Origin of the sequence: Flavobacterium sp. 2755, from assembly GCF_031455715.1 — a bacterium.
Lineage (GTDB): Bacteria > Bacteroidota > Bacteroidia > Flavobacteriales > Flavobacteriaceae > Flavobacterium.
The window spans coordinates 119,600-146,297 of sequence record NZ_JAVDTG010000012.1; the positions used below are offsets into that span (position 1 = coordinate 119,600).

General features: G+C 34.0%; 20 protein-coding genes and 2 tRNA genes. 9 read left to right on the top strand and 13 right to left on the bottom strand.

Features of this window, described 5'->3' with window-relative positions:
- Nucleotides 1–100: 100 nt before the first annotated feature.
- A complete protein-coding gene (rsmG, locus tag J2Y38_RS22230) occupies nucleotides 101–730 on the top strand; it encodes a 16S rRNA (guanine(527)-N(7))-methyltransferase RsmG (RefSeq protein WP_309846973.1) in 630 nt (209 codons plus the stop codon).
- 71 nt (nucleotides 731–801) lie between these two features.
- Here rsmG and J2Y38_RS22235 read toward each other — a convergent pair whose 3' ends face one another.
- Nucleotides 802–1,533 (bottom strand): hypothetical protein, encoded by a 732-nt coding sequence (locus J2Y38_RS22235; protein ID WP_309846975.1) that lies wholly within the window; start codon nucleotides 1,531–1,533, stop codon nucleotides 802–804.
- Between the two features lie 343 nt (nucleotides 1,534–1,876).
- Nucleotides 1,877–3,502: an L-glutamate gamma-semialdehyde dehydrogenase gene (gene pruA / locus J2Y38_RS22240; protein WP_309846977.1), complete on the bottom strand. Its 1,626-nt coding sequence runs from the start codon at nucleotides 3,500–3,502 to the stop codon at nucleotides 1,877–1,879.
- Nucleotides 3,503–3,695: 193 nt separating this feature from the next.
- Between pruA and J2Y38_RS22245 the strand changes: the two genes are divergently transcribed.
- The 4 genes from J2Y38_RS22245 (at nucleotide 3,696) to pdeM (ending at nucleotide 9,607) form a co-directional block, all read left to right on the top strand.
- Nucleotides 3,696–4,745 (top strand): ligase-associated DNA damage response exonuclease, encoded by a 1,050-nt coding sequence (locus J2Y38_RS22245; RefSeq protein ID WP_309846980.1) that lies wholly within the window; start codon nucleotides 3,696–3,698, stop codon nucleotides 4,743–4,745.
- 6 nt (nucleotides 4,746–4,751) lie between these two features.
- Entirely contained in the window at nucleotides 4,752–6,353 is a 1,602-nt protein-coding gene (locus J2Y38_RS22250; RefSeq protein WP_309846982.1) for an ATP-dependent DNA ligase, read from the top strand.
- Between the two features lie 155 nt (nucleotides 6,354–6,508).
- Entirely contained in the window at nucleotides 6,509–8,968 is a 2,460-nt protein-coding gene (locus J2Y38_RS22255) for a ligase-associated DNA damage response DEXH box helicase (RefSeq protein ID WP_309846985.1), read from the top strand.
- Between the two features lie 6 nt (nucleotides 8,969–8,974).
- Nucleotides 8,975–9,607 carry a ligase-associated DNA damage response endonuclease PdeM gene (gene pdeM, locus J2Y38_RS22260; RefSeq protein ID WP_309846988.1) on the top strand — a complete coding sequence of 211 codons (633 nt, stop codon included), beginning with the start codon at nucleotides 8,975–8,977 and terminating at the stop codon, nucleotides 9,605–9,607.
- A 1-nt stretch (nucleotide 9,608) separates the two neighbouring features.
- Here pdeM and apaG read toward each other — a convergent pair whose 3' ends face one another.
- The 6 genes from apaG to map all read right to left on the bottom strand — a co-directional run bounded on the left by apaG (nucleotide 9,609) and on the right by map (nucleotide 16,554).
- Nucleotides 9,609–9,995, bottom strand: coding sequence for a Co2+/Mg2+ efflux protein ApaG (apaG, locus tag J2Y38_RS22265; RefSeq protein WP_073489142.1), 387 nt, complete (start codon nucleotides 9,993–9,995; stop codon nucleotides 9,609–9,611).
- A 79-nt stretch (nucleotides 9,996–10,074) separates the two neighbouring features.
- Nucleotides 10,075–11,334, bottom strand: a complete 1,260-nt coding sequence (locus J2Y38_RS22270) for a DUF5103 domain-containing protein (protein WP_309846990.1) — start codon at nucleotides 11,332–11,334, stop codon at nucleotides 10,075–10,077.
- Between the two features lie 78 nt (nucleotides 11,335–11,412).
- A complete protein-coding gene (locus J2Y38_RS22275) occupies nucleotides 11,413–14,313 on the bottom strand; it encodes a DEAD/DEAH box helicase (protein ID WP_309846993.1) in 2,901 nt (966 codons plus the stop codon).
- Nucleotides 14,314–14,435: 122 nt separating this feature from the next.
- A complete protein-coding gene (locus J2Y38_RS22280; protein ID WP_309846995.1) occupies nucleotides 14,436–15,209 on the bottom strand; it encodes a methyltransferase domain-containing protein in 774 nt (257 codons plus the stop codon).
- A gap of 81 nt (nucleotides 15,210–15,290) precedes the next feature.
- Nucleotides 15,291–15,665, bottom strand: a complete 375-nt coding sequence (locus tag J2Y38_RS22285) for a GxxExxY protein (protein WP_309847055.1) — start codon at nucleotides 15,663–15,665, stop codon at nucleotides 15,291–15,293.
- Between the two features lie 70 nt (nucleotides 15,666–15,735).
- A complete protein-coding gene (gene map, locus J2Y38_RS22290) occupies nucleotides 15,736–16,554 on the bottom strand; it encodes a type I methionyl aminopeptidase (RefSeq protein WP_053472055.1) in 819 nt (272 codons plus the stop codon).
- A 233-nt stretch (nucleotides 16,555–16,787) separates the two neighbouring features.
- Here map and J2Y38_RS22295 point away from each other — a divergent pair, with 233 nt between their 5' ends.
- Nucleotides 16,788–18,041, top strand: a complete 1,254-nt coding sequence (locus J2Y38_RS22295) for a DUF445 domain-containing protein (protein ID WP_309846999.1) — start codon at nucleotides 16,788–16,790, stop codon at nucleotides 18,039–18,041.
- Between the two features lie 201 nt (nucleotides 18,042–18,242).
- On the opposite strand, the gene gpmI is transcribed toward J2Y38_RS22295, so the two are convergent.
- On the bottom strand, nucleotides 18,243–19,760 hold the full coding sequence (gene gpmI, locus J2Y38_RS22300; protein WP_053472057.1) for a 2,3-bisphosphoglycerate-independent phosphoglycerate mutase: 1,518 nt from the start codon (nucleotides 19,758–19,760) through the stop codon (nucleotides 18,243–18,245).
- A 141-nt stretch (nucleotides 19,761–19,901) separates the two neighbouring features.
- A complete protein-coding gene (locus tag J2Y38_RS22305; protein WP_309847002.1) occupies nucleotides 19,902–22,331 on the bottom strand; it encodes a DUF5916 domain-containing protein in 2,430 nt (809 codons plus the stop codon).
- Between the two features lie 300 nt (nucleotides 22,332–22,631).
- On the opposite strand from J2Y38_RS22305, the gene J2Y38_RS22310 reads away from it, so the two are divergent.
- A complete protein-coding gene (locus J2Y38_RS22310) occupies nucleotides 22,632–23,360 on the top strand; it encodes a murein L,D-transpeptidase catalytic domain family protein (protein ID WP_309847005.1) in 729 nt (242 codons plus the stop codon).
- Here J2Y38_RS22310 and J2Y38_RS22315 read toward each other — a convergent pair.
- On the bottom strand, nucleotides 23,349–24,932 hold the full coding sequence (locus tag J2Y38_RS22315; RefSeq protein WP_309847008.1) for a L,D-transpeptidase family protein: 1,584 nt from the start codon (nucleotides 24,930–24,932) through the stop codon (nucleotides 23,349–23,351). The two genes, J2Y38_RS22310 and J2Y38_RS22315, sit on opposite strands and share 12 nt — an antisense overlap.
- A 1-nt stretch (nucleotide 24,933) precedes the next feature.
- Nucleotides 24,934–25,371 (bottom strand): GNAT family N-acetyltransferase, encoded by a 438-nt coding sequence (locus tag J2Y38_RS22320; RefSeq protein ID WP_256637001.1) that lies wholly within the window; start codon nucleotides 25,369–25,371, stop codon nucleotides 24,934–24,936.
- A 134-nt stretch (nucleotides 25,372–25,505) separates the two neighbouring features.
- Here J2Y38_RS22320 and J2Y38_RS22325 point away from each other — a divergent pair.
- Both J2Y38_RS22325 and J2Y38_RS22330 read left to right on the top strand, forming a co-directional pair.
- Nucleotides 25,506–25,578, top strand: a tRNA-Gly gene (locus tag J2Y38_RS22325).
- Between the two features lie 95 nt (nucleotides 25,579–25,673).
- A tRNA-Gly gene (locus J2Y38_RS22330) sits at nucleotides 25,674–25,746 on the top strand.
- Between the two features lie 138 nt (nucleotides 25,747–25,884).
- On the opposite strand, the gene pepE is transcribed toward J2Y38_RS22330, so the two are convergent.
- Entirely contained in the window at nucleotides 25,885–26,592 is a 708-nt protein-coding gene (pepE, locus tag J2Y38_RS22335) for a dipeptidase PepE (RefSeq protein ID WP_309847012.1), read from the bottom strand.
- Nucleotides 26,593–26,698: the final 106 nt, after the last annotated feature.

The window sequence follows — 26,698 nt, forward strand, 5'->3', positions numbered from 1 at the left end:
TTAAATAGTTTTCAAAGGTAATTATTATAAATTCTCAATTTGCAAAATTGAGTTAAATATTTCAATCGTAAAGTAGTACTTTTGTTAAAAATTTACTGCAATGGATGAGATATTGAAATATTTTCCTGATTTGACCGATCTTCAAATAGAACAATTTCAAAAATTAGACTTTTTATACCACGATTGGAATGAAAAAATCAATGTGATTTCGCGTAAAGACATTGATTCCTTATATACAAAACACATTTTGCATTCTTTAGGAATTGCTAAAATCATGAAGTTCGAACCAGGAGCTACAGTTCTGGATGTTGGAACAGGCGGCGGTTTTCCCGGAATTCCATTAGCGATTCTTTTTCCGGAAACGCGTTTTTACTTAATTGATGTTATTGCCAAAAAAATAAAAGTAGTTCAGGGTGTTGTTGATGCATTAGAATTAAAGAACGTAAAAGCAGAACAAAAACGTGCTGAATTGGTAAAAGGGGATTTCGATTTTATTGTAAGCCGCGCCGTAACTAATATGCCGGATTTTGTTTCGTGGATAAAAGATAAAATTAAAAAACAGCATAAGCATACTTTAAAAAATGGAATTTTATATTTAAAAGGCGGTGACCTGGCCGAAGAATTAAAAGATTTTCCAAGTGCGACTTTGTATGATTTAACAGCAATATTTGATGACGAATTTTTTGAAACTAAAAAAGTGGTTCATCTTCCTTTAAAATTTAAACCTTAAGTATAGCTATAAAGTAAATAACCCGTAAGAAACTCTTGGCGGGTTATTTTTTGAATTAATAGTTTTTACTACTAAGATGCTTTCCTGGAAAAATCCAGAAAAGGATTTGCTTTTATGTCTAAATTATCAATAAAGTTATGAATGGCATTTTCTGATGCTTCGACAGAGTATTTAAACTCAGCATCAAAAAATAATTCTCTGCATAAAACGGGCTCGTTTGATGAGTCGTAAACTGCTTCATCAGTTTCATCAAGATTATCATAACTGTATTGACAAGGATATAAACGAATTAATTCGGCAATTGTTTTCTCGAACCACTTATCAAATGTTTTCTTTTTTGGAGTTACGTGTCGGGCCAATAATGCCAAACCTACAAGTTCGCTTTGAAGCAGGTAAGAACCTTTTCTGTATTTTACATCGACCATTCTCACATTCATTAAAGCAATCCATAAAGCCCCGTTTACTAAACCATTAGCAGGTATGTCAAGGTCACAATCAAATAATAAAGGATTTGTCTGCTCACGATCGTTAATCGAGCACCAAAGTGCTTCAATACGTTTTTGCGTGTCTATAGTAAATTGAGTATAACCTGTAAAACGCCAGTAAACCCATTCTAATAAAGCAGCAGTTAAACCTACAGACGCTTTGTGGTTAATTTGCATTAATACACTTTCTAATGCATCGTTTCCTTCAATAGGATCTAAAAGCTGATCTATTTTCTTTTTTGTCCATTTAAAATTAATTGGATGTCCAATACTTTTTGCTTCTAAAATTATGGCAGGTACATTGTTTAAATTTCTCATATTTTTTTATTTGTTTATCTTGTATAAATTGTAATTTTTTACAGGGACAAATTTAAAATCATGTATTTTTTTAGAATGGAACAAGAAGTTTTTAAAATAATAAAATACGGTTTTTTAGATGGTTAACTAGTTGATTTTTAATTAAATAAGAAAAGTACTACATTTTTCAAAACTTGTCCTATGTGTAAGACTCACAAGTACTTAAAGCTTAATTTTTATTATTATCAGAAGTATCTTCATATCATTTAAAGAATAAAAACAAAAAGCCGAATCTTGAAAAAGATTCGGCTTTTTTATGTGAACAGGTATCAAAACTTGAAACCTGTGAAACTTGAAACAAAAATTAACCTAAGAAAGGATATCTGTAATCTTCTGGAGTTACAAACGTTTCTTTGATTGTTCTTGGAGAAGCCCAACGCAATAAGTTCAATGCAGAACCTGCTTTGTCGTTAGTTCCAGAAGCTCTGGCACCACCAAAAGGCTGCATTCCTACAACTGCTCCGGTTGGTTTGTCATTAATGTAGAAGTTACCGGCTGCATTTTGCAATTTCGTAGTCGCTACTTCAATAGCATAACGATCTTGGCTGAAAACCGCTCCAGTTAAAGCATATTCAGAAGTAGTATCAACTAATTCCAAAGTCTCTTCCCATTTAGCGTCTTCGTAAACATAAATTGTGATAACTGGTCCAAATAACTCAGTTTCCATTGTAGTATATTTTGGGTTTGTAGTTACAATAACTGTTGGCTCAATAAAGTATCCAACTGATTTGTCGTAATTTCCACCAATGATAATTTCAGCGTCAGCATCTTTTTTAGCTTGGTCAATATAACTAGCTAATTTGTCAAAAGAACCTTCGTGAATAACCGCAGTAATAAAGTTTCCAAAATCTTCTGGAGAACCCATTTTCATAGATTTTACATCAGTAATCAATTGTTCTTTTACAGCTGGCCATAAACTTTGTGGGATATAAGCTCTAGATGCAGCAGAACATTTTTGACCTTGGAATTCAAAAGCTCCACGAGTAATACCTGTAACTACTTGTTTTACATTTGCGCTTGGGTGTGCAATGATAAAATCTTTACCACCAGTTTCACCAACGATTCTTGGGTATGTTTTATAATTGTGAATGTTTGCTCCAATTTTAGCCCAGATATCTTTAAATACGTGAGTTGAACCTGTAAAGTGAACACCAGCAAAATCACGGCTAGCTAATACAGTATCTGTAATCATCAAAGCATCTCCAAAAACAACGTTGATAACGCCATCAGGAACTCCAGCTTCTTTGAAAACATCAAGAATAATTTTTGTAGAAAATACTTGGCTGTCGCTTGGTTTCCAAACCACAACGTTACCCATCATTGCAGCACTTGCAGGAAGATTTGCAGCAATCGCAGTAAAGTTAAAAGGAGTAATTGCGTAAACAAAACCTTCAAGAGGTCTGTACTCTAAACGGTTCCAAACAGTAGAATCTGATTTTGGCTGATCGTTGTAGATTTGAGTCATAAACTCAACATTGTAACGTAAAAAGTCAATTAATTCGCAAGAAGCGTCAATTTCTGCTTGGTGAATATTTTTAGATTGACCAATCATTGTTGCTGCATTAATGCGTGCTCTGTAAGGACCAGCAATTAATTCAGCAGCTTTTAAGAAAATAGCAGCACGTTGTTCCCATGCCATATTTGCCCATGCTTTTCTTGATTCAAGAGCATTTGCAATTGCTTTTTCAATATGTTGTTTTTCAGCTAAATGATATTTCCCAACGATGTGTTTGTGATCATGAGGAGCTGTAATATTTCTTGTGTTTCCAGTTCTAATTTCTTCGCTTCCAATGTGTAATGGAACGTCAATTTGAGAATTCCACATTGTGGTGTAAGCTGCTTGAACAGCTGCTTTTTCTGGTGAGTTCGGTGCGTAGCTTTTTACAGGCTCGTTTACCGCTTTTGGTACATGAAAGAATCCTTTTAACATGGGATAAATTGTTTTAAAATTTACGAATTGTTTAATTTTATACAAAAGTACAAATGATAATTTGATTATATCACAATACAATATTAAAAAGTTGTAATTTAATAAACTAATCCCGTGAAGTTGTAAAACGAATTTTTGTATAAACGTTTAAATTTGAGTTACTTCTGAAAAGAAAGTTTTTAAATGAAGTGCTATGAAAATCCCTCTTTTAGTTTTTAATGATAATGGAATTTACTGCCAACAGGCCGATGTTTATCTCGATCCGTGGCGACCTGTAAAAAATGCAATTATTACGCACGGGCATGCCGATCATTCGCGATGGGGAAATCAAAATTATATTACACATCACACCAATATTCCAATCATTAAACATCGATTGGGAGAAATAAATGTAACCGGAAAAGAATGGGGAGAAACCTTTGTAATCAATAATGTGAAATTTTCCCTTCATCCTGCCGGACATATTATAGGCAGTTCTCAAGTTCGTGTGGAACATAAAGGCGAAGTTTGGGTTTTTACCGGAGATTATAAAACGGAAGACGACGGAATTTCTACGCCGTATGAAGTCGTAAAATGCGACACTTTTATAACCGAATGTACTTTCGGATTACCCGCCTTTAACTGGGCGCCGCAAGCCGAAGTTATTACAGAAATCAATAATTGGTGGGCAGAGAATAAAGCCGAAGGCAGAACTTCGATTCTCTTTGGATATTCTTTAGGAAAAGCACAAAGACTTTTAAAATATTTAGATACCGATATTGGAAAAATATACACCCACGGCGCAATAGAAAACATGACAAATGTTTTACGTCCGATGGTTTATTTTCCTCCAACTGAATTAATTACCAGAGAAACTAAAAGAGAAGCCTTATTAGGAAATATTGTTCTCGCGCCGCCAAGCGCGCACGGAAGTACATGGATTAGAAAAATGACGCCTTTTGTAACGGGTTCAGCAAGCGGATGGATGGCATTTCGAGGAGCAAGACGTCGACGTGCCATAGACAAAGGTTTTGTGTTAAGCGATCATTGCGACTGGCATTCTTTATTAGAAAGCGTAAAAGCAACGGGCGCAGAACGCGTAATCTGCACACATGGTTATACCGATATTTTTGCCAAATATTTAAGAGAATTAGGATACGACGCCAGAACCGAAAAAACACAATATGAAGGAGAAATTGCTGAAATGGAAAAAGATGAAAAAGAAGTAGATCAAAATGAAACTTCGATTATTTCTGAAAATTAAATGTAGATGAAAAATTTCGCCCAACTTATAAAAACGCTGGACAGTTCAAATAAAACGAACGTAAAGGTCGAAGCACTGACGACGTATTTTAAAAATGCGTCGCCGGAAGATAAAGTATGGACCATTGCCATTCTTTCGCACCGTCGTCCGGCAAGACCGGTTAATACTACTTTACTCCGACTTTGGGCAAATGAACTGGCGAATATTCCGCTATGGCTTTTTGAAGAAAGTTACCATATTGTCGGCGATTTGGCCGAAACGATTGCTTTGATAATTCCAACAACAAAAGAACATTCCGATAAAAGTTTAACCGAATTTCTACAGGAAATCATCGCCTTAAAAAAGAAAACGGATTCTGAGAAAAAAGAATATCTGCATGAAAATTGGGTGGCGCTAAATTATTACGAACGTTTCGTTTTTACTAAATTAATTACGGGAAGTTTTAGAATCGGCGTAAGCCAAAAATTAATGACAAGAGCTTTATCAAAAGCAGAAGATGTTGATGAAGATGCGCTGGCGTATAAATTAATGGGGAATTGGAATCCGAATACCATTACATTTCAGGAATTGATTTTGGATGAAAAAAGTTCCGATTATTTATCAAAACCATATCCTTTTTATCTCGCATATCCAATTGAAGGTGAAATCGAAGATTTAGGAAATCCCGAAGATTGGTCGATTGAACATAAATGGGACGGAATTCGTTCGCAAACCATTATTCGCGATGAAGAAATTTACGTTTGGTCAAGAGGTGAGGAGTTGGTTACCGATAAATATCCTGAATTTAAATCTTTTGTTGGACTTATTCCAAACGGAACCGTAATCGATGCTGAGATTTTAGCTTTTCCCGAAAAGGAAATCGGAACATTTAATGATCTACAAGCCCGAATTGGACGTAAAACCATATCGGCAAATTTGCTTGAAAAAGTTCCGGTTATTCTAAAAGCCTATGATATTTTAGAATGGGAAGGAAAAGATATTCGAAATTTACCGTATATAGAAAGAAGAAAATTATTGGAAGATTTATATGAAGAAATAAAAGATTACACGACTTCTTTTCAACTTTCAAAACGGGTTGCTTTAACTTCTTGGGAAGATGTAGCAAAGGAAAGAGAGCGCGCCCGCGAAATGAAGAGCGAAGGTTTGATGATAAAACGCAACAATTCGCCGTACCAAGTTGGAAGAAAAAAAGGTGATTGGTGGAAATGGAAAATCGAACCTTTGGTAATCGATGCCGTTCTCACATACGCCATGCGCGGACACGGACGACGTTCTAATTTATTTACAGATTATACTTTTGCGCTTTGGCAAAACAATGAAAATGGAGAAAAAGAACTCGTCACTTTCGCAAAAGCGTATTCCGGTTTAACGGATGCCGAATTTAGAAAAGTAGATGATTTTATAAAGAAGAATACTTTAGAACGTTTTGGTCCAGTTCGAAGCGTAACGCCGCAATTGGTTTTTGAAATTGGTTTCGAAGGAATTTCCCTTTCGAAAAGACATAAAAGCGGAATCGCGACAAGGTTTCCAAGAATTTTGAGATGGAGGCAAGACAAAAAAATAGAAGAAGCCAACTCTATTGAAGATTTAAAAAATATGATTTCGTAATACATTGAAATAATTATAATACAGTTTTAAGCAACGAATTACACGAATTTTCACGAATTAATTTTTACACAACGATTTGTGAAAATTTGTGGAATTCGTGGCGAAAAAAAATCATTTTAATCATTAAAATCTGTGGCATAATTCAAAAACATAATATGAACAGGGACGAATTATATGTAGTAGCCGAAAACTGGTTTAAAAGTCAGGGCTGGAAATCTTTTCCGTTCCAGACGCAAACCTGGACAGCTTTTTTGCAGGGAAAAAACGGTTTATTAAACGCGCCAACCGGAAGCGGGAAAACTTACGCCCTATGGTTTCCTGTAGTTCTCGATTACCTAAAAAAAAATCCCGATTATAAAACCAAGCACAAACCCGGATTAAAAGCAATTTGGATCACACCTTTAAGAGCACTTTCTGTAGAAATAAAACAAGCCGCAGAGCGAATTATTACCGATTTAGATTTGCCGTTAACCGTTGGAATTCGTTCTGGAGATACGTCGCAAAGCGAAAGAACGAAGCAAAAAAACAAAATGCCCGATTTGTTAATTACAACGCCCGAAAGTTTACAACTTCTTTTAGCATCAAAACAATACGAAAAAACATTTGCCAATTGCGGTGCCATCGTAGTTGATGAATGGCACGAATTAATGGGTACAAAACGAGGCGTGCAAATGGAATTGGCGCTTTCAAGATTAAAAACAATTGCGCCAAAAATGCGTATTTGGGGAATTTCGGCCACAATTGGTAATCTCGAATTAGCACAAGAAGTTTTACTAGGACATAATACGGAAGCATATCATAATTCGGTATTAATAAAAGCACATATCAATAAAAAAATTAAGATAGAATCAATTCTTCCTGAAAAAATGGAAACCTATCCGTGGCGCGGGCACATGGGTTTGCATTTAATCGATGAGGTTGCAAAAATCATCCGAAAAAGTAAAACGACTTTAATTTTTACGAATGTACGTTCAGCCTGCGAAATTTGGTTTCAGGCTATTTTAGAAAGATATTCCGAGTTTGCCGGAGAAATGGCAATGCATCACGGAAGCATCAGCAGAGAAACCCGTTTGTGGGTGGAAGATGCCATTAGAAACGAAGAACTAAAAGTGGTAGTTTGTACTTCGAGTTTAGATCTCGGTGTCGATTTTGCGCCTGTTGAAACCATAATTCAGGTTGGCGGACCAAAAGGCGTTGCGAGGTTTCTGCAGAGAGCGGGACGAAGCGGACATCAGCCGGGAAAAGAAAGTGTGATTTATTTTCTCGCTACACATGCAATGGAATTAATCGAAGCTTCGGCGTTAAAAAAAGCGGTTGCAAAAACGGTTGTCGAAGACCGAATGCCGTATTTGAACAGCTGGGATGTTTTGGTGCAATATTTAAATACGCTCGCTGTTTCTGACGGATTTTTTCCTGATCAAATTTATGAAGAAGTCAAAACAACATTCTGTTATCAAAACATAACGAAAGAAAACTGGAACTGGATTTTAAATTTTATCACAAACGGAAGCCAGAGTTTACAAGCCTACGACGAATTCAAAAAAGTAGAAATTGAAGAAGACGGACGTTATAAAATTAACAGCCGTTTTATTGCCATGCATCACAGAATGCAAATGGGAACAATTGTGGGCGATGCAGTTTTAAATGTGAAATTTTTAAGCGGAGGATTTATTGGAATTGTCGAAGAATGGTTTGCTTCAAAATTACAGCGAGGCGATGTTTTTACTTTTGCCGGAAGACGACTCGAATTGTTTCAAATTAAAAATATGCAGGTTTTAGTTCGAAAAGCGGATCCAAAGAAAACGGCTCGAGTCGTAAGCTGGATGGGAGGAAGAATGACGTTATCAGCACAAATGAGTGAATTGCTTCGGGAAGAATTATACACAGCTAACACAGATAATTTAACTCCCGAATTAAAAGCACTAAAACCTATTTTTGACAGACAAAGAAAAGAAAGTATTGTGCCTAATAATGATGAATTTTTAATAGAAACTTTTAAAACACGCGAAGGTTTTCATGCTATATTTTATCCTTTTGAAGGAAGATATGTTCACGAAGCAATGGCAAGTTTAATTTCGTATCGAATCAGTTTATTGTCGCCAATCACTTTTTCGCTGGCTTATAATGATTACGGATTTGAACTCCTTTCTGATCAGGAAATCGACATGCAGTCTGTTTTTGATAATAATTTATTTTCTACAGAATATGTACATCATGATTTGCAGAAAAGCTTAAACGCTACCGAAATGGCGCGCCGAAAATTTCGTGATATTGCCGTAATCGCGGGTTTGGTTTTTACCGGAATGCCCGGAAAACCAGTTAAAACCAAACATTTACAAAGCGGTTCTCAATTGCTTTTTGAAGTTTTTAGGGATTATGAACCCGATAATTTATTATTGCAGCAGGCTTTTATCGAAACCTTTGAACATCAGTTAGAAGAAGGACGTTTAATTCAGGCCATGGAAAGAATTAACAGCCAGAATATTGTCTGGAAACAGTGCAATAAACCAACGCCGTTTAGTTTCCCAATCATTACAGATCGTTTAAGGGAAAAAATATCAAGTGAAACATTGCAGGAAAGAATTAAAAAAATGACCGCGAGTTATATGAAATAAGAAATTATGAAAATCAGTATCAACAATCAAAATTTCGTTTTGCATCAATCCGGAGCAGCTTTTTGGGAAGAAAAGAAAATCCTTTTTATCTCTGATTTGCACTTGGGGAAAATTGCACATTTCAGAAAACACGGAATGGCAATTCCGGAGAAAGCGGTTTTGGAAAATTTCGCAAGATTAAATGATGTTTTGAGTTTATTCGATTCTGAAACGATTATTTTTCTGGGAGATTTATTCCACAGTAAAATCAATAGCGAATGGGACTTTTTTGCAGATTGGACTAAAACCGTTTCTCAGCAGATTATTCTAGTGGAAGGGAATCATGATATTATTTCAAAAAAAAACTACGCCGATTTAAATATCGAAATTTACGAAGAATTGATAATCGATGATTTTCTACTAACGCATCATCCTACAACACGAGAAAACTTTTTTAATTTCTGCGGACACATTCATCCCGGAATAAAACTAAAAGGTTTGGGCAGACAGTTTTTAAGTTTATCCTGTTTTTTTAGAAAACCGCATCAAATGATTTTTCCTTCTTTTGGAGAATTTACAGGAAATTTTTATCTAATTCCCGAAGAAAATGACCAAGTATACGCCATAACAAAGGAAGAAGTAATAGAAATAAAACGCTGAATTAATTCAATGCAAATGGAGCGCACATTCTAAAAGTTGGCACAATTACTTTGAAAGTTTTGGTTGTAGTGAAATTGATCATATTAAAATGACCTTTCATAGCACCGTAAGGAGATGATAATAAACAACCAGAGCTGTAAGTATGATTTTCACCTGGTTTTAAAACAGGTTTTTTACCTATAACACCTTCACCGTCAACAATATCTAAGTCGTTTAGTGAATCGTGGATTTCCCAATGGCGAGAAGTTAACTGAACAGAATCTTTACTATGATTTTCGATTGTAACCACGTAACTAAAAGCAAAGTGAATCTTGTAGTTCTTGAAGTAAGTGCCTTCAAAACTAGTTAGAACCGATATTTTTATGCCTCGTGTAATTTGAGAAACCATATTAACCTAGTAAATCTGTGTGAGTTATAGGCACAAAGCTACGAAAAAAAAATAGGATTCCTAAAACCTTAACAATGTTTTAATTAACTATGTTTATGGAGTTTGCATTACCTTTTCCTATAACTCTTTGATAACGATCAGTACTTTCTTTGTAATAAACTAATATAGTGTACTCATTTTCTGTTTGATAAAAATTACCGTCAACGGCATTTTCATTATCTATATTACCTTTTTTATCGGCAACGGTGTATTGAAAATTAGTAAAACCCTGTTTAATCATTATTGCTTTTTCAAAAACGGCTTTATCCGTATTATAATCCAGTTTATATTCTGGTGAAAGGCTGTAATTATTGAACATTCCCGTAACATAAATGTCTTTGTTAAGCCTGAAAGCCGGTGCCGAAAGCGAAAAGTAAACCCAGGCATAATCAGCTTCAATACTGTTGTCGGAACCGTTTATATTTTTTACAACAAAATTACCGTTTACGTCCTGATAATTGGTATAAATCTGATTTCCTCTTGCAGCATTTGTATACAAATAAGCATTGTAAATATCGTTGTTAGCACCAACTTTACCAACGTTATTATTTGCTGCACGAATGTCTTTATTTTCAAAATATAAAAATTCATTTCCGCCCCAAAATTGCGTTTCAGCATCGTATTTATAAACCAGTTGATTTCCAATCGTGTATTGTGGTGCAATATTTTTAATCGCCGTGTTGAAATTTCCGTTTTGTAATAAAAGAACTTTTACATTTTGAATTGGAGTCTGAAAAGTAATATCATTAGAAGCAATCGAAAAATCTAAATTCTGTTTGTAGTCAATATTGCTGAGGTTTCGGGTTCTTTTTACCTGCGCCGCAACTGTACAATGTTCTTCGTAAATGATGAATTTTCGAGAGAAAATAACTTCTTTATCTTCATTTAAAATTTTCAGGATATAATTTCCTGATAAACGTATCTGAGTTGTAAATTGATTTGGAAATGACAGTCGGTAATGCGAATAAACCTGAAGCGTATTAAATGAGTTCGAATAATCTGTAATTCTCTGACCGTCAAAACCTCTTATGTAATCTGTTTTCGGAATATCAGTTGGTTTCCAGTTATAATCGCAATGTGTGACTTCAAAATAATAATTGGCTTCGTTGCCAAATAAATCATCAAACTGAAATTCAAAAGTAGAATTCAATTCAAATATCGGAACAACATTATTGCCATTCTGAACAAAAGTAACGGTTTTGATATTGTATGGAGGAACGACTTCAGTTTGTATTTCCTGAGCTTTCGCGAAAGTAAAAACAAAAAACAAAAGCAGACTTTGATATAAAAATTTTGGCATCTTATTACGTTGTAAGATTGTAAATATAAGAATTTTATTAAACGTAATAAGATGCCATTTATTGGATGAAGTGATTTATTAAGAATTTAAAATGTATTCTAAATTAGCTTCGATCTCATCATTTATGTAGCTTTCCTCTAAAAGAGAATCAGATAAAAGCTTTTTATTTTCCTGTAGTTTGATGATTTTTTCTTCAACCGTATTTTTCGAAATAAATCGAACAACGTTTACTTTATTCAGCTGCCCAATTCGGTGCGCCCTTCCAACTCCTTGTTTTTCTGCAAAAGGATTCCACCATGGATCTAAAAATAAAACATAAGAAGCTTTTGTAATATTCAAACCAACACCTCCCGCTTTCAGCGAAATAAAAAATAATAATGGTTCTTCTTTTTCCTGAAACAGTTTTACCTGTTGTTCTCTTTTGCTAGCAGGTGTTTCACCGGTAATTTCACAATAGGCTATTTTGTTTTCTTTGCACCAATCTGTATAAAAATTCAAATTGGTAACAAACGAACTGAAAATGATTACTTTCTGTTTTGCTTTGACTAAATTTTCCAAATAATTGGTAACAGCAATATATTTTCCGGAATCAATTTCAGATTCCTGATCCACCATTTTGGGGTGGTTACTCAATTGTCTTAACTTCATCAGCGTATTAATAATGCTGATTTTGTCCGGACTTGAACCATCCATTTTTAATAAAAAGTTACGCGCTTTTGATTTTTCCTGTTCATATAATTTTTCCTGTTCAGGATCCATTTCACAATAATAAATCTGCTCTGATAATTCAGGTAAATCTTTTAAAACCTGTTCCTTGGTTCTTCGCAAAATATAAGGCTGAACCAGATTTTTTAATTCTGATAAAACGTCTTCATTCTGCTTTTTCTCAATTGGAATTTTAAAATTTTCAGCAAAGAAATTATAAGTTCCCAAAATATCCGGATTGATAAACTGCATTTGCGACCATAAATCGTCCAGCGAATTTTCGATTGGCGTACCACTTAAAGCAATTTTATGACCCGTACTTATTTTGTTTATGGCTTTAAAAATCTTAGAATTTTTATTTTTGATGTATTGACTTTCGTCCAAAATCAAATAGCGGAAATCATATTTTTCTAAAATTGAAATATCACGATGAACAATGCTGTAACTGGTAAAAATTAAATCAGTTGTTGCTAATCTTGCGGCTAATTGTTTTCTGTCATTACCCACATATTGCATTTTTGAAAAATGCGGAGTGAATTTTGCAGATTCGTTGTACCAGTTAAAAACCAATGAAGAAGGCAAAACAATCAAAGTTTTTAATGGTTCTCTTTCTATAGTAGTTTCATTTGCGAATAAATCAAAATTGGTAGTTTTAGTCGTAAAACCTAATTGTTCCTGAACGGCAACCAAAACAGCTAAAGTCTGTAATGTTTTTCCAAGTCCCATATCATCCGCCAAACAAGCGCCCAAATTCGAATTAAAATGTCCTAAAAGCCATTTTACACCATCAATTTGGTACGGTCTTAAAGTTGCTTTTAATAAATCGGAAGCCACATATTCAGCTTTATAAGTTACATCGTCTTTGATTTCTGCAATAGCATCAAGAGCCGTAAAATTACTTTTGCGTAAAAGTAAAGTGCCGCTTTCTATTTTGGCCAGTTTTGCCAGCGAACTGTATTTGCTGAACCATTCTAACGGAATCAAAAAATAATTTCCATCCGGCAAAGGAAAAAGCCTTTCCTTGCTTTTTATATTCGGAATAATTTCGCTGAAATTAATTGTATACGATCCAATTGTAATGATAATTTTAATGTCAAACCAATCTCCGTTTGTATCTTTTGATGCAGAAACGGTATGATTTGAAGTAATAATTTCTTTGCTTTCAAGTTTTAAATTTTGAATGTTAAAACCTAAACTTTCCAGCTTTTCTTTATTATCAATTATTAATTGAATGTTGATATAAGGATCAGAAGTTTCAGCATCAGAATTCAATTCAAATAACTCGTTTTTGATTTTTATTAAACCAATTTCGGTTAATTTATCGACGTACAAATTTTCATCAGCATTTCGTTTAAACTGAATTATTTTAGGTTCATTGGCAACACTGAAATCTACAAACGAATGTGTTTTCTTTGTTTTACTTCCGTCAAATGAATAACCGTTATAATCAAAATAAAGGTTGAGGTAATAACAGTTTTTAAAGAAATCGTAAATCGGCTGAATCGTGCAGGAAGTAATTTCATCACGCTGATCAATTTCAAAACCTGTTGCCTCGATATCAATTTTTTTGGCTATTTCGGGAATGAAATTCTTAAAGTAATCATCAACTAATTTTGAAGGTATTTCAATTGATTTTTTCTTTAAAAAAGGCATCAGTTTTTTAGCATTAAGGGCTGTTAACTGACCTAATTTTTTATTGATAATTAACCAGCCCGGTTCGTCCAAAAGGATATCAACATTGCTTTCCATTGGTGAAAAAGCAGTTTCATTTTCTTTTAAAGAAAGGGTATAGGTAATTCCTTCCGCGTGTTTGTCAAATTGAATTTGAGGTTCAAAATAAAGCAGACTGATATCAACTCTCGAACGATAAAAATCTTTTTCAGGGCCAATGTTTATCGACAACGGAAATTGTCCTTCAACAATTAGGCTGTAAAAAGAACTAAGATTTAATTTTAAATGCTGACGGATTGCAAACTCAATTTTAGAATCTTTTTGTAAATCAGCAATGGTTTTTGCCGATTTGATTTTGGTACTGAATTTTTTGAATATAAATTCAGGTTTTAAAGACTCGCAGGCAGCCAGTATTTTTTTTGTATTCGAATCTAAATCGTCAAAAACAATTCCGAAGCTTTGAATTATTCCGGCGGTTGCTTTTTTGTCCAGATATTTGATTTCATCGGTATTCTCAACGATGTAGGATGTTGGAATATAAACATTCAGATTTTTTTCAAAACTGATGTCAAAACAGAACTGAAATGATTTTGTAGGTTCCAAGGTTTAGGGATTTGGTTGGCTTGTAAATTAGGAATTGGGCTAAAAAATAAAGAGTTTTCAAAATATCAATAATTTGAAAACTCTTTTAAAATGAACTTGTATCACTTATATGGTGAAAAAAATTAGTTTTCCTGTTTAAAGCAAAGTGGAATAATCTCGCCTTTTGCCAAACAGTATTTTTCTACTAATTCTGGTGCAATTTTATTGGTGTAATCTTCTTCAATTACAATAAAACCAATGCTTCTTAATTTGTCGAAATAATCGCGTCCGTAAATACGAACGTGATCGTATTGTCCAAATATTTTAGCGCGTTCTTTTTGATCTGTAATTGTATCATCTGCGAAAGTAACTTCACGGTTTAAATCTTGTGGAATCTGCAAAATCGCCATTCCACCAGGTTTTAAAACACGGAATAATTCCTGCATCGCTTTTGTGTCATCCGGAATATGTTCTAAAACGTGATTACATAAAATCACATCATATTCGTTGTCTTTAAAAGGTAAATTACAGATATCTGCTTTTACATCTGCCAAAGGGGAAAACAAATCGGTTGTCGTGTAATTCAGGTTTTTCTGCTTGCGAAATCTTTTGTAAAAAGCTTGTTCCGGAGCAAAATGAAGTACTTTTTTTGGTGCTGTAAAAAAATCAGTCTGATCGTTTAAATACAGCCAAAGTAAACGGTGTCTTTCTAAAGAAAGTGTACTTGGTGAAAGCACATTGTTACGCTGCTTTCCGTATCCGTAAGGAAGAAAAGATCTAAAACTTTTTCCGTCAATAGGATCAGTAAATCTACTTCCTTTTAATGATAAAGCTAAAATAGGACGCGCTACATAACTCAAACGAATTAATAATGGACGCGGGATTGTATTAAGTACTAATTTAAAAAGTTTTTTCACGGTTAAATAAATTTGAACACGAATTTCACGAATTGACACGGATTAATGTTGTGGTGAAATTTCACGAACTTTTGATTTGGGTTATAGTATTATTCTTTTGTATTTAAGGCTGTCTTCTCCAAAATTGACTAATAGGCCTAATTTATTTTTTGATGCAGCCAAATAATTTAATGTCTGCTTGATTTCACTTGTTGTTAATGTTGTAATTGCTTTCAGCTCTAAAATAATTTCATCGAAAATAACGAAATCTGCAAAATAGTAACTTGGTAATACAATGTCTTTGTAAGCAATATTATATCTTAATTCACGATTATAAGGAATCTCATTTCGTTGAAATTCATATTCTAAAGCATCTCCATAAACCTTTTCACTATGTCCTTTTCCTAATATTTTATGGACTTCCATACAAATCCCAATAATTTTATAGGATTCATCTTTTAAATATAATTCACTCATCATTCATTCAATCTTTCAATCCGTGAAATTTCACCACAACATTAATCCGTGCAAATTCGTGAAATTCGTGTTATAATACTAACGGCACTTTTCTGAATTCGTCTTCTTCGTTACTTTCGATTCCTAAAGCTTTGTAGATATATTGGAAAGTCGATAATAATTCTGGTTTGCCATCGATTAACGCCACATCGTGTTCGAAATGCGCACTTGCTTTTCCATCAGCAGTTGTGATTGTCCAGCCGTCTTTATGTTGTTTGATGTTTCTTGTTCCCATATTAATCATAGGCTCAATTGCAACCACCATTCCTTCAACGAAAAGTTTTCCGCGGCCACGTTTTCCGTAATTTGGCATTTCAGGTTCTTCGTGCATTTTTTGACCTAAACCATGTCCAACCAATTCACGAACAACTCCGTAACCGTGAGATTCTGTATATTTTTGAATCGCATTTCCAACATCTTCTACGCGATTTCCGGCTTTAAATTCTCTAATCCCAACGTAAAGAGATTCTTTAGTTATCTGCAAAAGTTTTTTAACTTCTGGAGCAACTTCTCCAATTTCGAAACTATAAGCGTGATCTCCATGATATCCGTTTTTGAACGCACCGCAGTCTACCGAAATAACGTCACCACTTTGTAAAGGTGTATTATTCGGAATTCCGTGTACGACCTGAGAATTCGGACTCATGCAAAGTGAATTCGGGAAACCGTACAATCCTAAAAAGCTAGGGACTGCACCGTGATCACGAATGAATTCTTCGGCTAATTTGTCCAGATATAATGTAGTAACTCCTTCTTTAATTTCAGAAGCAATCATTCCTAATGTTTTCGATACGATCAAAGCACTTTCGCGCATTAATTCGATTTCCTCTCTCGTTTTTTGGATAATCATATTTTTCAGATTTTCAGTTCGCAAAAGTACAATTTTAATATTATTTTTTGTCTAAAATTTTTCGCTGCGAATTAGGTTTTTTTGGCCACGAATTTCACCAATTAACACGAATTATAATTTAGCAGAATTTTTAAAAACAAAGCAATTAGTGAAAATTCGTGAAATTCGTGGCAAACTTATTTAATTTAATATCTCAGAAAAAAGCCATAAATTAGTAGTAAAATGTGATAATCATGGAAACTGCTACAGATCAAGATATAGTTAAAATAAAAGCTTTAAGGAAAATGCAGGCAAGTGCTTTGGCGCTTTTAGGTTTTGCGGTGCTTCTTTTTATCATTGCTATTTATTTTAAAATTCCAATACTGCAGGCTTTTAGCGAAGCGGCAATGGTTGGTGGAATTGCCGATTGGTTTGCGGTTGTAGCTTTATTTCGTCATCCGCTTGGGATTCCGATTTGGCATACAGCTATTATTCCGACGAAGAAAAATGAAATTGGAGAGAATTTGGGAAATTTTGTTTCAGAAGAATTCCTGAATCGGGAAAAACTGGAAATTAAACTCGATGAATTCAACTTTGCTACAAAAGCTTCGGAGTGGCTTTCGCAGGAAGAAAATGCAGATAAAATTGCCAGTGTTGTTGCAGTAAATATTATTCCCGGAATTTTAAGAACCATAAAAGATGAAGATGTAAAAAGATTTATTCAGGTTCAATTCAAAGAAAAACTGGAAGGAATAAACTTTGGTGACTGGGTTGCAGTTGCTTTAGAGCCTTTACAAAAAGGTGATTTAAAAAATCAAATGCTGACGAATCTTCTGGAAGTGATGAGCAGCGAATTGACTAATAATAAAGATTTAATCAGACAAAAAGTAAAAGCTTCGACTCCGTTTTTAAGCTTTGGACTGGCCGATAAAAGTATTACCGAAGGTGTTTTTAATGGTTTGCAGGATTTTTTAAATGAAGCTAAAAAACCAGACAGCGCAGTGCGCCAAAAGATTGATGAGTATATTTTTAATTTTTTAGAGAAAGTCAAAAACTCCGAAGAAATGCGAATTAAAATCAACGATATGATTTTGAGCTTTGCCGGAAAAAAAGAAGTTCAGGATTACATCAACGGAATTTGGGATGAAATAAAACTTTCGATAACGAATGATTTAAACAAAGGCGATGAATCTTCCATTAAAAATAGTGTTTCGGGTTTAATTCAAACTTTTGGGAATGGTATTAAAGAAGACACCATTATGATTGATAAAATCAATAATTTTATCAAAAATGATTTGTTATCGGTTCTTCTAAACAATAAAAAAGTAATTGGAGATTTAATTTCGTCAACCGTAAAAAGCTGGGACGGAAAAGAGGTTTCTGAAAAACTGGAACTGGAAATAGGAAAAGATCTTCAATACATCAGAATCAACGGAACTTTAGTTGGCGGTATTATCGGGCTTGTAATTTATGGTGTTGAACAGCTTTATCATTACTTTATTGTTTGATATTTCTCAATGCACACGAATGTCAGGCTGAGCGAAGTCGAAGCCCTTTTTCGTTCCATAAGCCTTCGACTTCGCTCAGGGTGACAAAACGGGTATATAAAAATAAAAACCATATAAGAAATATAAGTTTAATAAAGCTTTAGCGCTTCAATTAAATGAACTTATACCACTTATATGGTTTAAAAATAATTTAAGTGTTTTTTATAAAAGCGAATGACAAGTCATTGCGTTTGGCTGCTGCACTCCCATTAATTCTAAGATAGTAGGAGCGATGTCACCTAGAACACCATCTTGAATATTTTTCAATTGTTTGTCGACTAAAATAATAGGCACTGGGTTTGTTGTGTGCGCAGTATTTGGACTTCCGTCAGGATTGATCATTGTTTCGCAGTTTCCGTGATCAGCAATAACGATTGTAGTGTAGTCGTTTGCAAGAGCAGCGTCGATTACTTTTTTCGCGCAAGCGTCAACTGCTTCACAAGCTTTAATTGCAGCACTCATAATTCCCGTGTGTCCAACCATGTCTCCGTTTGCAAAGTTCAAACAAACAAAATCAACTTCACCTTTGTTTAATTCAGGAACAAGAGCGTCTGCCAATTCGTAAGCACTCATTTCTGGCTGTAAATCGTAAGTAGCAACTTTTGGAGAATTTCTCAAAATTCTTGATTCGCCTTCAAAAGGAGTTTCTCTACCACCAGAAAAGAAGAAAGTTACGTGTGGATATTTCTCTGTTTCAGCTATACGGATTTGTTTTTTACCCGCTTTTTCTAAAACTTCACCAAGCGTTTCAGTGATATTATCTTTATTGTAAACCACTTTTACGTTTTGGTACGTTTCGTCGTAGTTGGTAAGCGTTACATAATACAAGTTCAATTTGTGCATGTTTTGCTCGTGGAAATCATGCTGAGAAAGCGCTTCAGTAAGTTCACGTCCTCTGTCTGTTCTAAAGTTAAAGAAGATAACAACATCGCCTTCAATAATAGTTGCCAAAGGTTTTTGTTCTTCATTAACAATCACAACAGGCTCGATAAATTCGTCAGTAACATCGTGTGCATAACTGTCAAGAACACTTGCTACGGCATTTGTAGACGGAATTCCAACTCCGTTAACTACTAAATCGTAAGCCAGTTTTACACGTTCCCAACGTTTATCACGGTCCATTGCATAATAACGACCCACGATAGAAGCAATTTTTACCGGAGTATCTTTAATATATTCATCTAAATCATGAATGTATTTTGCTCCAGATTTTGGGTCAACGTCACGTCCGTCTGTAAAAGCGTGAATGTAAACCTGATCTAAACCATACTCTTGCGAAGCGTCGATTAATCCACGTAAGTGAGAAGTATGTGAGTGAACACCTCCATCAGAAACTAATCCTAAAAAGTGTACTTTTTTATTGTTGTTTTTAGCGTAAGTAAAAGCGTCGATTAACACTTGTTCTTTGGCAAGTGTTTTGTGCGCTACGGCTAAATTAATTTTTGCTAAATCCTGATATACAATCCTTCCGGCACCAAGGTTCATGTGCCCAACTTCACTATTTCCCATTTGACCTTCAGGTAAACCTACGTTTAATCCGTCGGTACGCAATTGCGCGCTTGGGTAATTTTTGTAAAGACTATTTATAAATGGAACATTTGCATTGTCTATTGCAGATACTTTAGGGTCAGGAGATTTTCCCCAACCGTCTAAAATCATAAGGATAACTTTTTTGTTCATTACATTTTTGTTTTTTACAAAGATAAGCCATTTCTAAAATTTGGAGAGAAAGCATTATGACATTTATGTTTAATAAAATGAAGTGTAACAAAAAATACTAAATTAATTATAGAACTCTTTATTTTTTAAAATTAATTCACGCTAAGCTCTTTTTCTAACCTTATTTTTGACAGCGTTATAGTCGATAAAATATTTTACGCTAACAGAAAAAATGTGTTTTAAGGCGTCGTTAGTCAATAAGCTTGTTACGTTGTTTTTAAAATCCTTATCGATAATACGTTCAAAGTTAGAAGCATTATTTCTGTATAAAGCCGAAAGCTGGCTTCCGGGCGCAAACCACCATGAATACGATAAATCGGCATTCCAGGAATAAAAACTTGAGTTTTTGTTTTCGGTATATTGCGGATAAGGATCTAAAGTTCCATCTGCTTCAAGCTTTAAAATATCTTTATTTTCTGCCGAAGACCAATATTGACGAACGGCTAAATTAAGCGTCATAGTGCTGTTAATAGCATATTTACCGGATATAGTATTGGCGTATGTGATAACGTCACGATTAGCAAAAACAACAGTTTTGGGAGTGCTTTCATTATCGTCATCGTCATAGCCGTCGATATAACCTTTGTTATTGTTTCTTTTAAGAAAACTAAAAGTATAAACAAGTAAAAGTTTATCATTAAAACGATATCTTGGACTAATATCTGTGCCGTAAGCTGCTCTTCCGGGTTCATCGGCAACAGATAATGACGGATTAATATCGATAGCAAATTTATGATTGTAATTGGTTGAAATGCTTCCCCAAAAATCAAACTTCCTCGGAATTATAACATATCGATTGTCTGCTCTTGGTTCATAATAATCATGAGATTCCAGTGGCGAAACGGTAATTCCTGCTCCGTAATAATTGTTTTTTACCGTGCTTAAGTTTACTTCTGCTCCAATTCGGTTTGACTGAACTTTTCCTGAATCTTTATTGAATTCTGAATACATTTCATAGTCAATTCTAAAACTATTAAAAAGCTTCGTTGGGTTTAGAATTCTATAATTCGCGTTTCCGTAAAAATTGTAATAATTGGTATAGAAATTAATTCCCAAATCATTTGGGTCAAAATCTTTAGAAACAAAATCAGTACCTAAACTATAGCGATAATTCCCGCTTGTTTCAGCAAAACTAACAGTGGAGAAAAAACCTTTTGTATCTTCAGTATCATTTATGGTGCTGTATTTTACATTTCCAAATAAGCTGTAAGTGTTTGCTTTGGTATTTAAATCCCACGCTAAACCCGTTACATTCGCATCTTTATAATGACCGTTTCGGGTGACATTCGTATTGATAAAAGTAACCGATGAATTTTTTCTAAAACGCTGATCCAGAACCAAAACATTATAATTTGTAAGTGGTTCTACAATCTCACGTCTGGTTTCGCCGGAAATAGTATCTTTTATAGTCGCAAAAGTTTTTTCGGTCACCGCATTTAATATTCCAACTCCCAAACCATTTTTAGTTCGTCCTGAAAGTTTTAAAGCATTAATAAGATTAACGTTTTGTACGGTTTCAATAACTTCTTCATTGTCTTTTAAATCGGGTTCAACAGAAGGTTTGCCGCCAATTCTTCTCGAATAAAACATATTTCCTTTATTGAATAAATCAGTTCCTTCGGTAAAAAAAGCTCGGTTTTCATTGAACTGCTGTTCAAACGGACCTAAATTCAAAATCTGATCGTCGTATTTAGTCTGTCCAAAATCCGGAATTAAAATAGCATCAACTGTAAAAGCATCCGTGATTCCGTATTTAATATCCATTCCGCCTTTTACAGTTCCATATGTTTTTTGCCCTTCACCGGCATTCAAATAATAAGAAGCATAAGGCATAAAAAACAATCGGGTAGGAGGTTTTATATTTTCAATTCCTTCTAAAGTTCCGGCTTGCTGCGTAAAAGTTCCAATTTTTTTATCGACAAAGTTCCACGTATACTTATAACGTGTACGCTTTACTTCCCTGAAAAAATTAATTCCCCAGGTTTGTTTGTTTTCCTGTGAAAAACGCAATGCCGAATATGGAATTTTTATTTCAACAACCCATCCATTTTCGGTAATCGAAGCTTTGCTGATCCAAACAGCATCCCAGGAATAATCTTCACCATTTGCATCAGTCATAATACAATCTGCCTGAACATCAGCAGCAGAAACATAAAACATAAAATCCTGCTGGCCGTCATTAAAACCATTTATAAAGACACCAAAAATATCTGCAGTTCCAAAATTGTCGCGCTGCGAAATCTCTTTTAAAATTTTATCAGGCTCATCATCATACATCATGGCACCAATATAAATGGCGTCGTTATCATATAAAACTTTGACAGTAGATTTTTTATTCTCCGGAGCAGCTTTTCCGTTATCAGGTTCTAATGTGATAAAGTCTGAAGCAATTCCGGCATTTTCCCATGCGCTTTCTTCCAGTTTTCCGTCAATAGAAATGTTTTGCGAAATAGACTTCGCCTGCAATGCCTTTTTTTGACTGAAACACAAAAAAGTAGATAAAAAAAACGTTAGAAAAACAAGTTTATTCATGAAAATTTGAGCGAAAAATGATTGTAAAAGTACTTTAATTTAAGAATAATAGACTTCATTTTGTTTCACTTGTTACAGTTTTAGTTTCAAAATTTCCACTTTTTTGACCTTTTTTTAAGAAAAGCAGCTAAAATATTATGATTTTTTGCATGAGAAAAAATCTTACAGAAAGATCTAATTTGTGTTAATAATGTTAAATTTTCAACAAAAAAAGCCTGATTTACAGGGTTTTATTTTGTGTATTTTCAAAAATTTCTACTTTTGCCTTACCCAAATTTATTATTAACCTAAAGAAATTCAATGATTTACAAAATGTATCCACTGCTGGTGTTTTTTCTATTGTCTTTTGGTAAAGATTCTAAAAACACTTCCGAATTGAAATCTGTAACAACAAAAAGTATTGCAAAAGTTGAAACAAACCTTTCTGTCGAAGCAAAAATTGCAAATGTTTACAGTGAGTTAGATTCGAACAATGATTGTAAAATTCCTGATCTTAAAAGTTTTACAGAAGCTTTAAAAGGATTTTATCTTTTAAAAGAAAGAGGAATTGTTCAGAAAAACATTTTAACATTAATTGATTTTAGTTTGTCATCAAATACCAAGCGTCTTTGGGTAATTGACATGACAACTAATAAAATCTTATTTAACTCTTTGGTAGCTCATGGTAGAAATACCGGAGAAGAATTTGCTACAGCATTTTCAAACTTAAACTCTTCATTTAAAAGTAGTTTAGGGTTTTATGCAACAGGTGAAATCTATCAGGGAAAACATGGTGCTTCATTACGTTTAGACGGTCTTGAAAGAGGTTTAAATGACAACGCCCGCGAAAGAGGAGTTGTAATGCATGGAGCTGATTATGTTTCTGAATCATTTATCAGAGACCACAAAAGATTAGGCAGAAGCCAGGGTTGTCCTGCAGTTCCTGTTGAATTGACAGATGAAATCATCCAAGTAATTAAAGACAAATCATGTTTGTATATCTACCATCCGTCAAGAAGCTTTACGATGGAAGAGAAGTTAATCTCTTAACTTAGCATACAAATCTGAATCAAGATTATAAATATCAGCTCTGAAAATGAGCTGATTTTTTTTGCTCCAAGCCGTCCAATACCATTGATATAAAGCATATTTTTTGGTAATTTTAAAACTCATGGTTTTTTTAGAAGCAATTATCGTATCAATTTTTACTTTTGAAAATCTTTCAGGATCGTCTAAAATATGTTCAGCCAATTCTAAAGGATTTTCAACACGAACGCAGCCCGAACTTAATGAACGATTATTACGTTCAAAATAATTTCTGTGGTTGGTATCATGCAGATAAACACTGTGATGATTTGGAAACAAAATCTTCATTAAGCCTAATGAGTTATTATAACCCGGACTTTGAACATATCTGTAATTATTAGGTTTGTTTTCGTTCCACGCATGCGGATCTACAACATTTCCTGATGTATCGTAAATCGTTATATTTTTCTTTGCTAAATAATTTCGGTTGCGTTTCATTGCCGGAACAACATCTTCTTTTAAAATAGTCGGCGGGACAGTCCATGTTGGGTTAAAAACAACCGTTTTTAAAACAGATGTAATAATAGGCGTTTTTCTTTTACTTGTCCCTACTACAATATTTCGAACTAAAGTTGTATCCTGATTTTCGACAACATTTAAGCTGTAATCCGGAATATTGATAAGAAAATAATTCTCGGCAAATTCATTCGGATACCATCTCCAGCGTTCTAAATTGGCAATAATCTGCTGTTTTCTTCTTTCTTTAGAATAGTTTAAAGCGCTTATAGTTCCCGGGCCAATAACGCCATCATCGGCTAAACCATGTCTTGCCTGAAATTTTTTAATCGATTCAAAAGTTTTTTGATCGTATTTATCCGTAAGACTGTCTTTTCCAGTCATGTCTTTCCAGAATAAAAGTTTCTTTTTAATGTTAATTACCGCATTGTTTGTATCGTTCAAAGTAATTTTCTTTAAAGATTCAATAGTAGCAATATCTTCATCAGGAAATGAATTAATAATTTCAAGTGATTTCAATAATTGTTTGTATACGATAGATTTAGGCTGAACATTTTCAACAATGCTGTCTAATTTGTTTTTATTAAAAGCATTAATCAAAACACTGTTTACATCAAATGTTTTTTCGTCTAAATCCCAGTCTGTATATAATTTTTTAGGATCAAGTTTACCTTTATATAAATGTTCTAAATATTTCTCAAAACTATAAGTCAGTAAAATATCATACGTTGCCAGGTCGGCATCATTTAGACTGCTGATTCGTTTTTCAAATTTTTCCAGCTGCGAAGCTTTATAATCTTCTGGATTAAGTCCTAATTCTTCCGATTTTTCTAATTGAGATAATACATATTGTCTCTTTTTTAGATTTCCCCAAACGGTCTTATTTTCAGATGAAGTATAAAATTGCTTCAGCGTTTCACTTTTAAAAGTACTTAAAAGTGCCGTATCAACTTCTACTTTTCGTTCATCAGTAAGTATAATTGGCGGTGCTTTTTTTACTGCAGCAGGAGCTGGTTTAGGAGCATCTTTTTTACAGCTAATTAAACTTAATACCAATAAAAGAAAGTAAAGTTTCCTCATTTTATAAATTTTTAAACATTAAATAATGTTCGCCAACATCTTTAATATCAAATGGTTCACCGAGGGGCTGGTATCCCATTTTTCTGTAAAAGCCAACGGCGGCGGTTCTAGCATTAAACCAAATCAAATCGACTTTGTTGTCATTGCAGTAGGTTTCGCAATGCTTAACTAAGGCTTCTCCAAATCCTTTTTTCTGATGCGTTTCTAAAACTGCCATCCCTCGAATTTGTGCTTGACTTTTTTCGGCAAATATAGGATTGATTTTATTGAATAACGAAATAATTCCTATTAAATCTTCATTATTAAATAAACCAAAATGATGTGTAGTGTCTAAATCATCTCCCTCAAAGATGCAGCTTTCGATAGGTTTGCCTTCTCTTAGTACAGGCTGACGAACGATATAAGTTTCTTTTGATGGGATTTCTTTAATAGTATTCATGATTTTTTAAAAATAATTGATTTTATAACTTTTTAATTTTAAATAGGTTATAAGAAAATGTTGATTTTAATTAATTTTTTTTGCAAAAAAGCTTGTTTTGAACTTAACTTTATTTTTATATTTGCACCAGCAATGCGAAAGTAGCTCAGTTGGTAGAGCTCCAGCCTTCCAAGCTGGTTGTCGCGAGTTCGAGCCTCGTCTTTCGCTCTAAAAAACCGAAATTTAATCGTTTCGGTTTTTTTATCAAACTTAAATAATTTTTGTTTTTTAAAATAAATTATTTATATTTGCACCCTGTTAATGCGAAAGTAGCTCAGTTGGTAGAGCTCCAGCCTTCCAAGCTGGTTGTCGCGAGTTCGAGCCTCGTCTTTCGCTCTTCAAAAGCCTCAAACAATGTTTGAGGCTTTTTTGTTTCTGTTATTTTTTTTAAACCATATAAGTGATATAAGTTATTATAAGTTTTTTTGTCAAGCTTTTTTAAATGAACTTATATCACTTATATGGTGGGAAACTTTATTTTAAACTGCTTAAGTCGCTTTCTGGTTCTAGTTCTTCCGGAGTTTGGTTTTGTTTAAAAAGTCTTGCTTTTAGAGAACCTTTCAAAGTTATTTTGTCTCCTTTTACTTCCAGCCAGCTTCCTTCTCTTAAACCTAAAACAGGAATGGCATTAAAAGCATGAAATTCTTTAATTCTCGTTTCACGTGTTTCGCCCATATGCTGCGAATTTGTATCTGGATCTAAATAATGCGGATTCAAATTAAACGGAATTAATCCTAAAGTTTGAAAACTCGGCGGATAAATAATCGGCATATCATTCGTTGTCTGCATTGATAAACCGCAAATATTACTTCCGGCACTGGTTCCTAAATAAGGAGTTCCGTTTTTAACTTTTTCTGCAAGCAATTGCATAATATTGTTTTTATAAAGCTGTGAAACAAGCAAAAAAGTGTTTCCACCGCCCGTAAAAAAGCCTTCAGCATTTTGTATAGCTTTTTCAGGACTTTCAAATTCATGAATTCCCTGAAGTTTAATATTTATAGAAGCAAAAACTTCTGCTGCTTTTTTGGTGTATTCTTCATGAGATATTCCTCCGGGACGTGCGTACGGAATAAATAAAACAGTGGTACAGTTTTTAAAATGTAATTGTAACGTAGGTAGTAAATAATCTAAATAACTGCCGCCGTGCAGGGTAGATGTGCTGGCGATGATAATGCTTTTCATAATTCTAAACTCAAATTCTATTTGATAAAGATATTAAAAAAAGTCTGTCTAATATAATTGAGATATTGGAGTTTAATTAACATATTTTTACCAACTCATTAATACT

Excerpts from the sequence above, each read along its gene's own strand:
- J2Y38_RS22255 (WP_309846985.1), top strand. The coding sequence starts at position 6,509 with ATGAACAGGGACGAATTATATGTAGTAGCCGAAAACTGGTTTAAAAGT.
- pruA (WP_309846977.1), bottom strand. The coding sequence starts at position 3,502 with ATGTTAAAAGGATTCTTTCATGTACCAAAAGCGGTAAACGAGCCTGTA.
- J2Y38_RS22235 (WP_309846975.1), bottom strand. The coding sequence starts at position 1,533 with ATGAGAAATTTAAACAATGTACCTGCCATAATTTTAGAAGCAAAAAGT.
- J2Y38_RS22250 (WP_309846982.1), top strand. The coding sequence starts at position 4,752 with ATGAAAAATTTCGCCCAACTTATAAAAACGCTGGACAGTTCAAATAAA.
- pdeM (WP_309846988.1), top strand. The coding sequence starts at position 8,975 with ATGAAAATCAGTATCAACAATCAAAATTTCGTTTTGCATCAATCCGGA.
- J2Y38_RS22315 (WP_309847008.1), bottom strand. The coding sequence starts at position 24,932 with ATGAGGAAACTTTACTTTCTTTTATTGGTATTAAGTTTAATTAGCTGT.
- J2Y38_RS22245 (WP_309846980.1), top strand. The coding sequence starts at position 3,696 with ATGAAAATCCCTCTTTTAGTTTTTAATGATAATGGAATTTACTGCCAA.
- J2Y38_RS22305 (WP_309847002.1), bottom strand. The coding sequence starts at position 22,331 with ATGAATAAACTTGTTTTTCTAACGTTTTTTTTATCTACTTTTTTGTGT.
- J2Y38_RS22310 (WP_309847005.1), top strand. The coding sequence starts at position 22,632 with ATGATTTACAAAATGTATCCACTGCTGGTGTTTTTTCTATTGTCTTTT.
- J2Y38_RS22270 (WP_309846990.1), bottom strand. The coding sequence starts at position 11,334 with ATGCCAAAATTTTTATATCAAAGTCTGCTTTTGTTTTTTGTTTTTACT.
- pepE (WP_309847012.1), bottom strand. The coding sequence starts at position 26,592 with ATGAAAAGCATTATCATCGCCAGCACATCTACCCTGCACGGCGGCAGT.
- rsmG (WP_309846973.1), top strand. The coding sequence starts at position 101 with ATGGATGAGATATTGAAATATTTTCCTGATTTGACCGATCTTCAAATA.
- apaG (WP_073489142.1), bottom strand. The coding sequence starts at position 9,995 with ATGGTTTCTCAAATTACACGAGGCATAAAAATATCGGTTCTAACTAGT.
- map (WP_053472055.1), bottom strand. The coding sequence starts at position 16,554 with ATGATTATCCAAAAAACGAGAGAGGAAATCGAATTAATGCGCGAAAGT.
- J2Y38_RS22285 (WP_309847055.1), bottom strand. The coding sequence starts at position 15,665 with ATGAGTGAATTATATTTAAAAGATGAATCCTATAAAATTATTGGGATT.
- J2Y38_RS22320 (WP_256637001.1), bottom strand. The coding sequence starts at position 25,371 with ATGAATACTATTAAAGAAATCCCATCAAAAGAAACTTATATCGTTCGT.
- gpmI (WP_053472057.1), bottom strand. The coding sequence starts at position 19,760 with ATGAACAAAAAAGTTATCCTTATGATTTTAGACGGTTGGGGAAAATCT.
- J2Y38_RS22295 (WP_309846999.1), top strand. The coding sequence starts at position 16,788 with ATGGAAACTGCTACAGATCAAGATATAGTTAAAATAAAAGCTTTAAGG.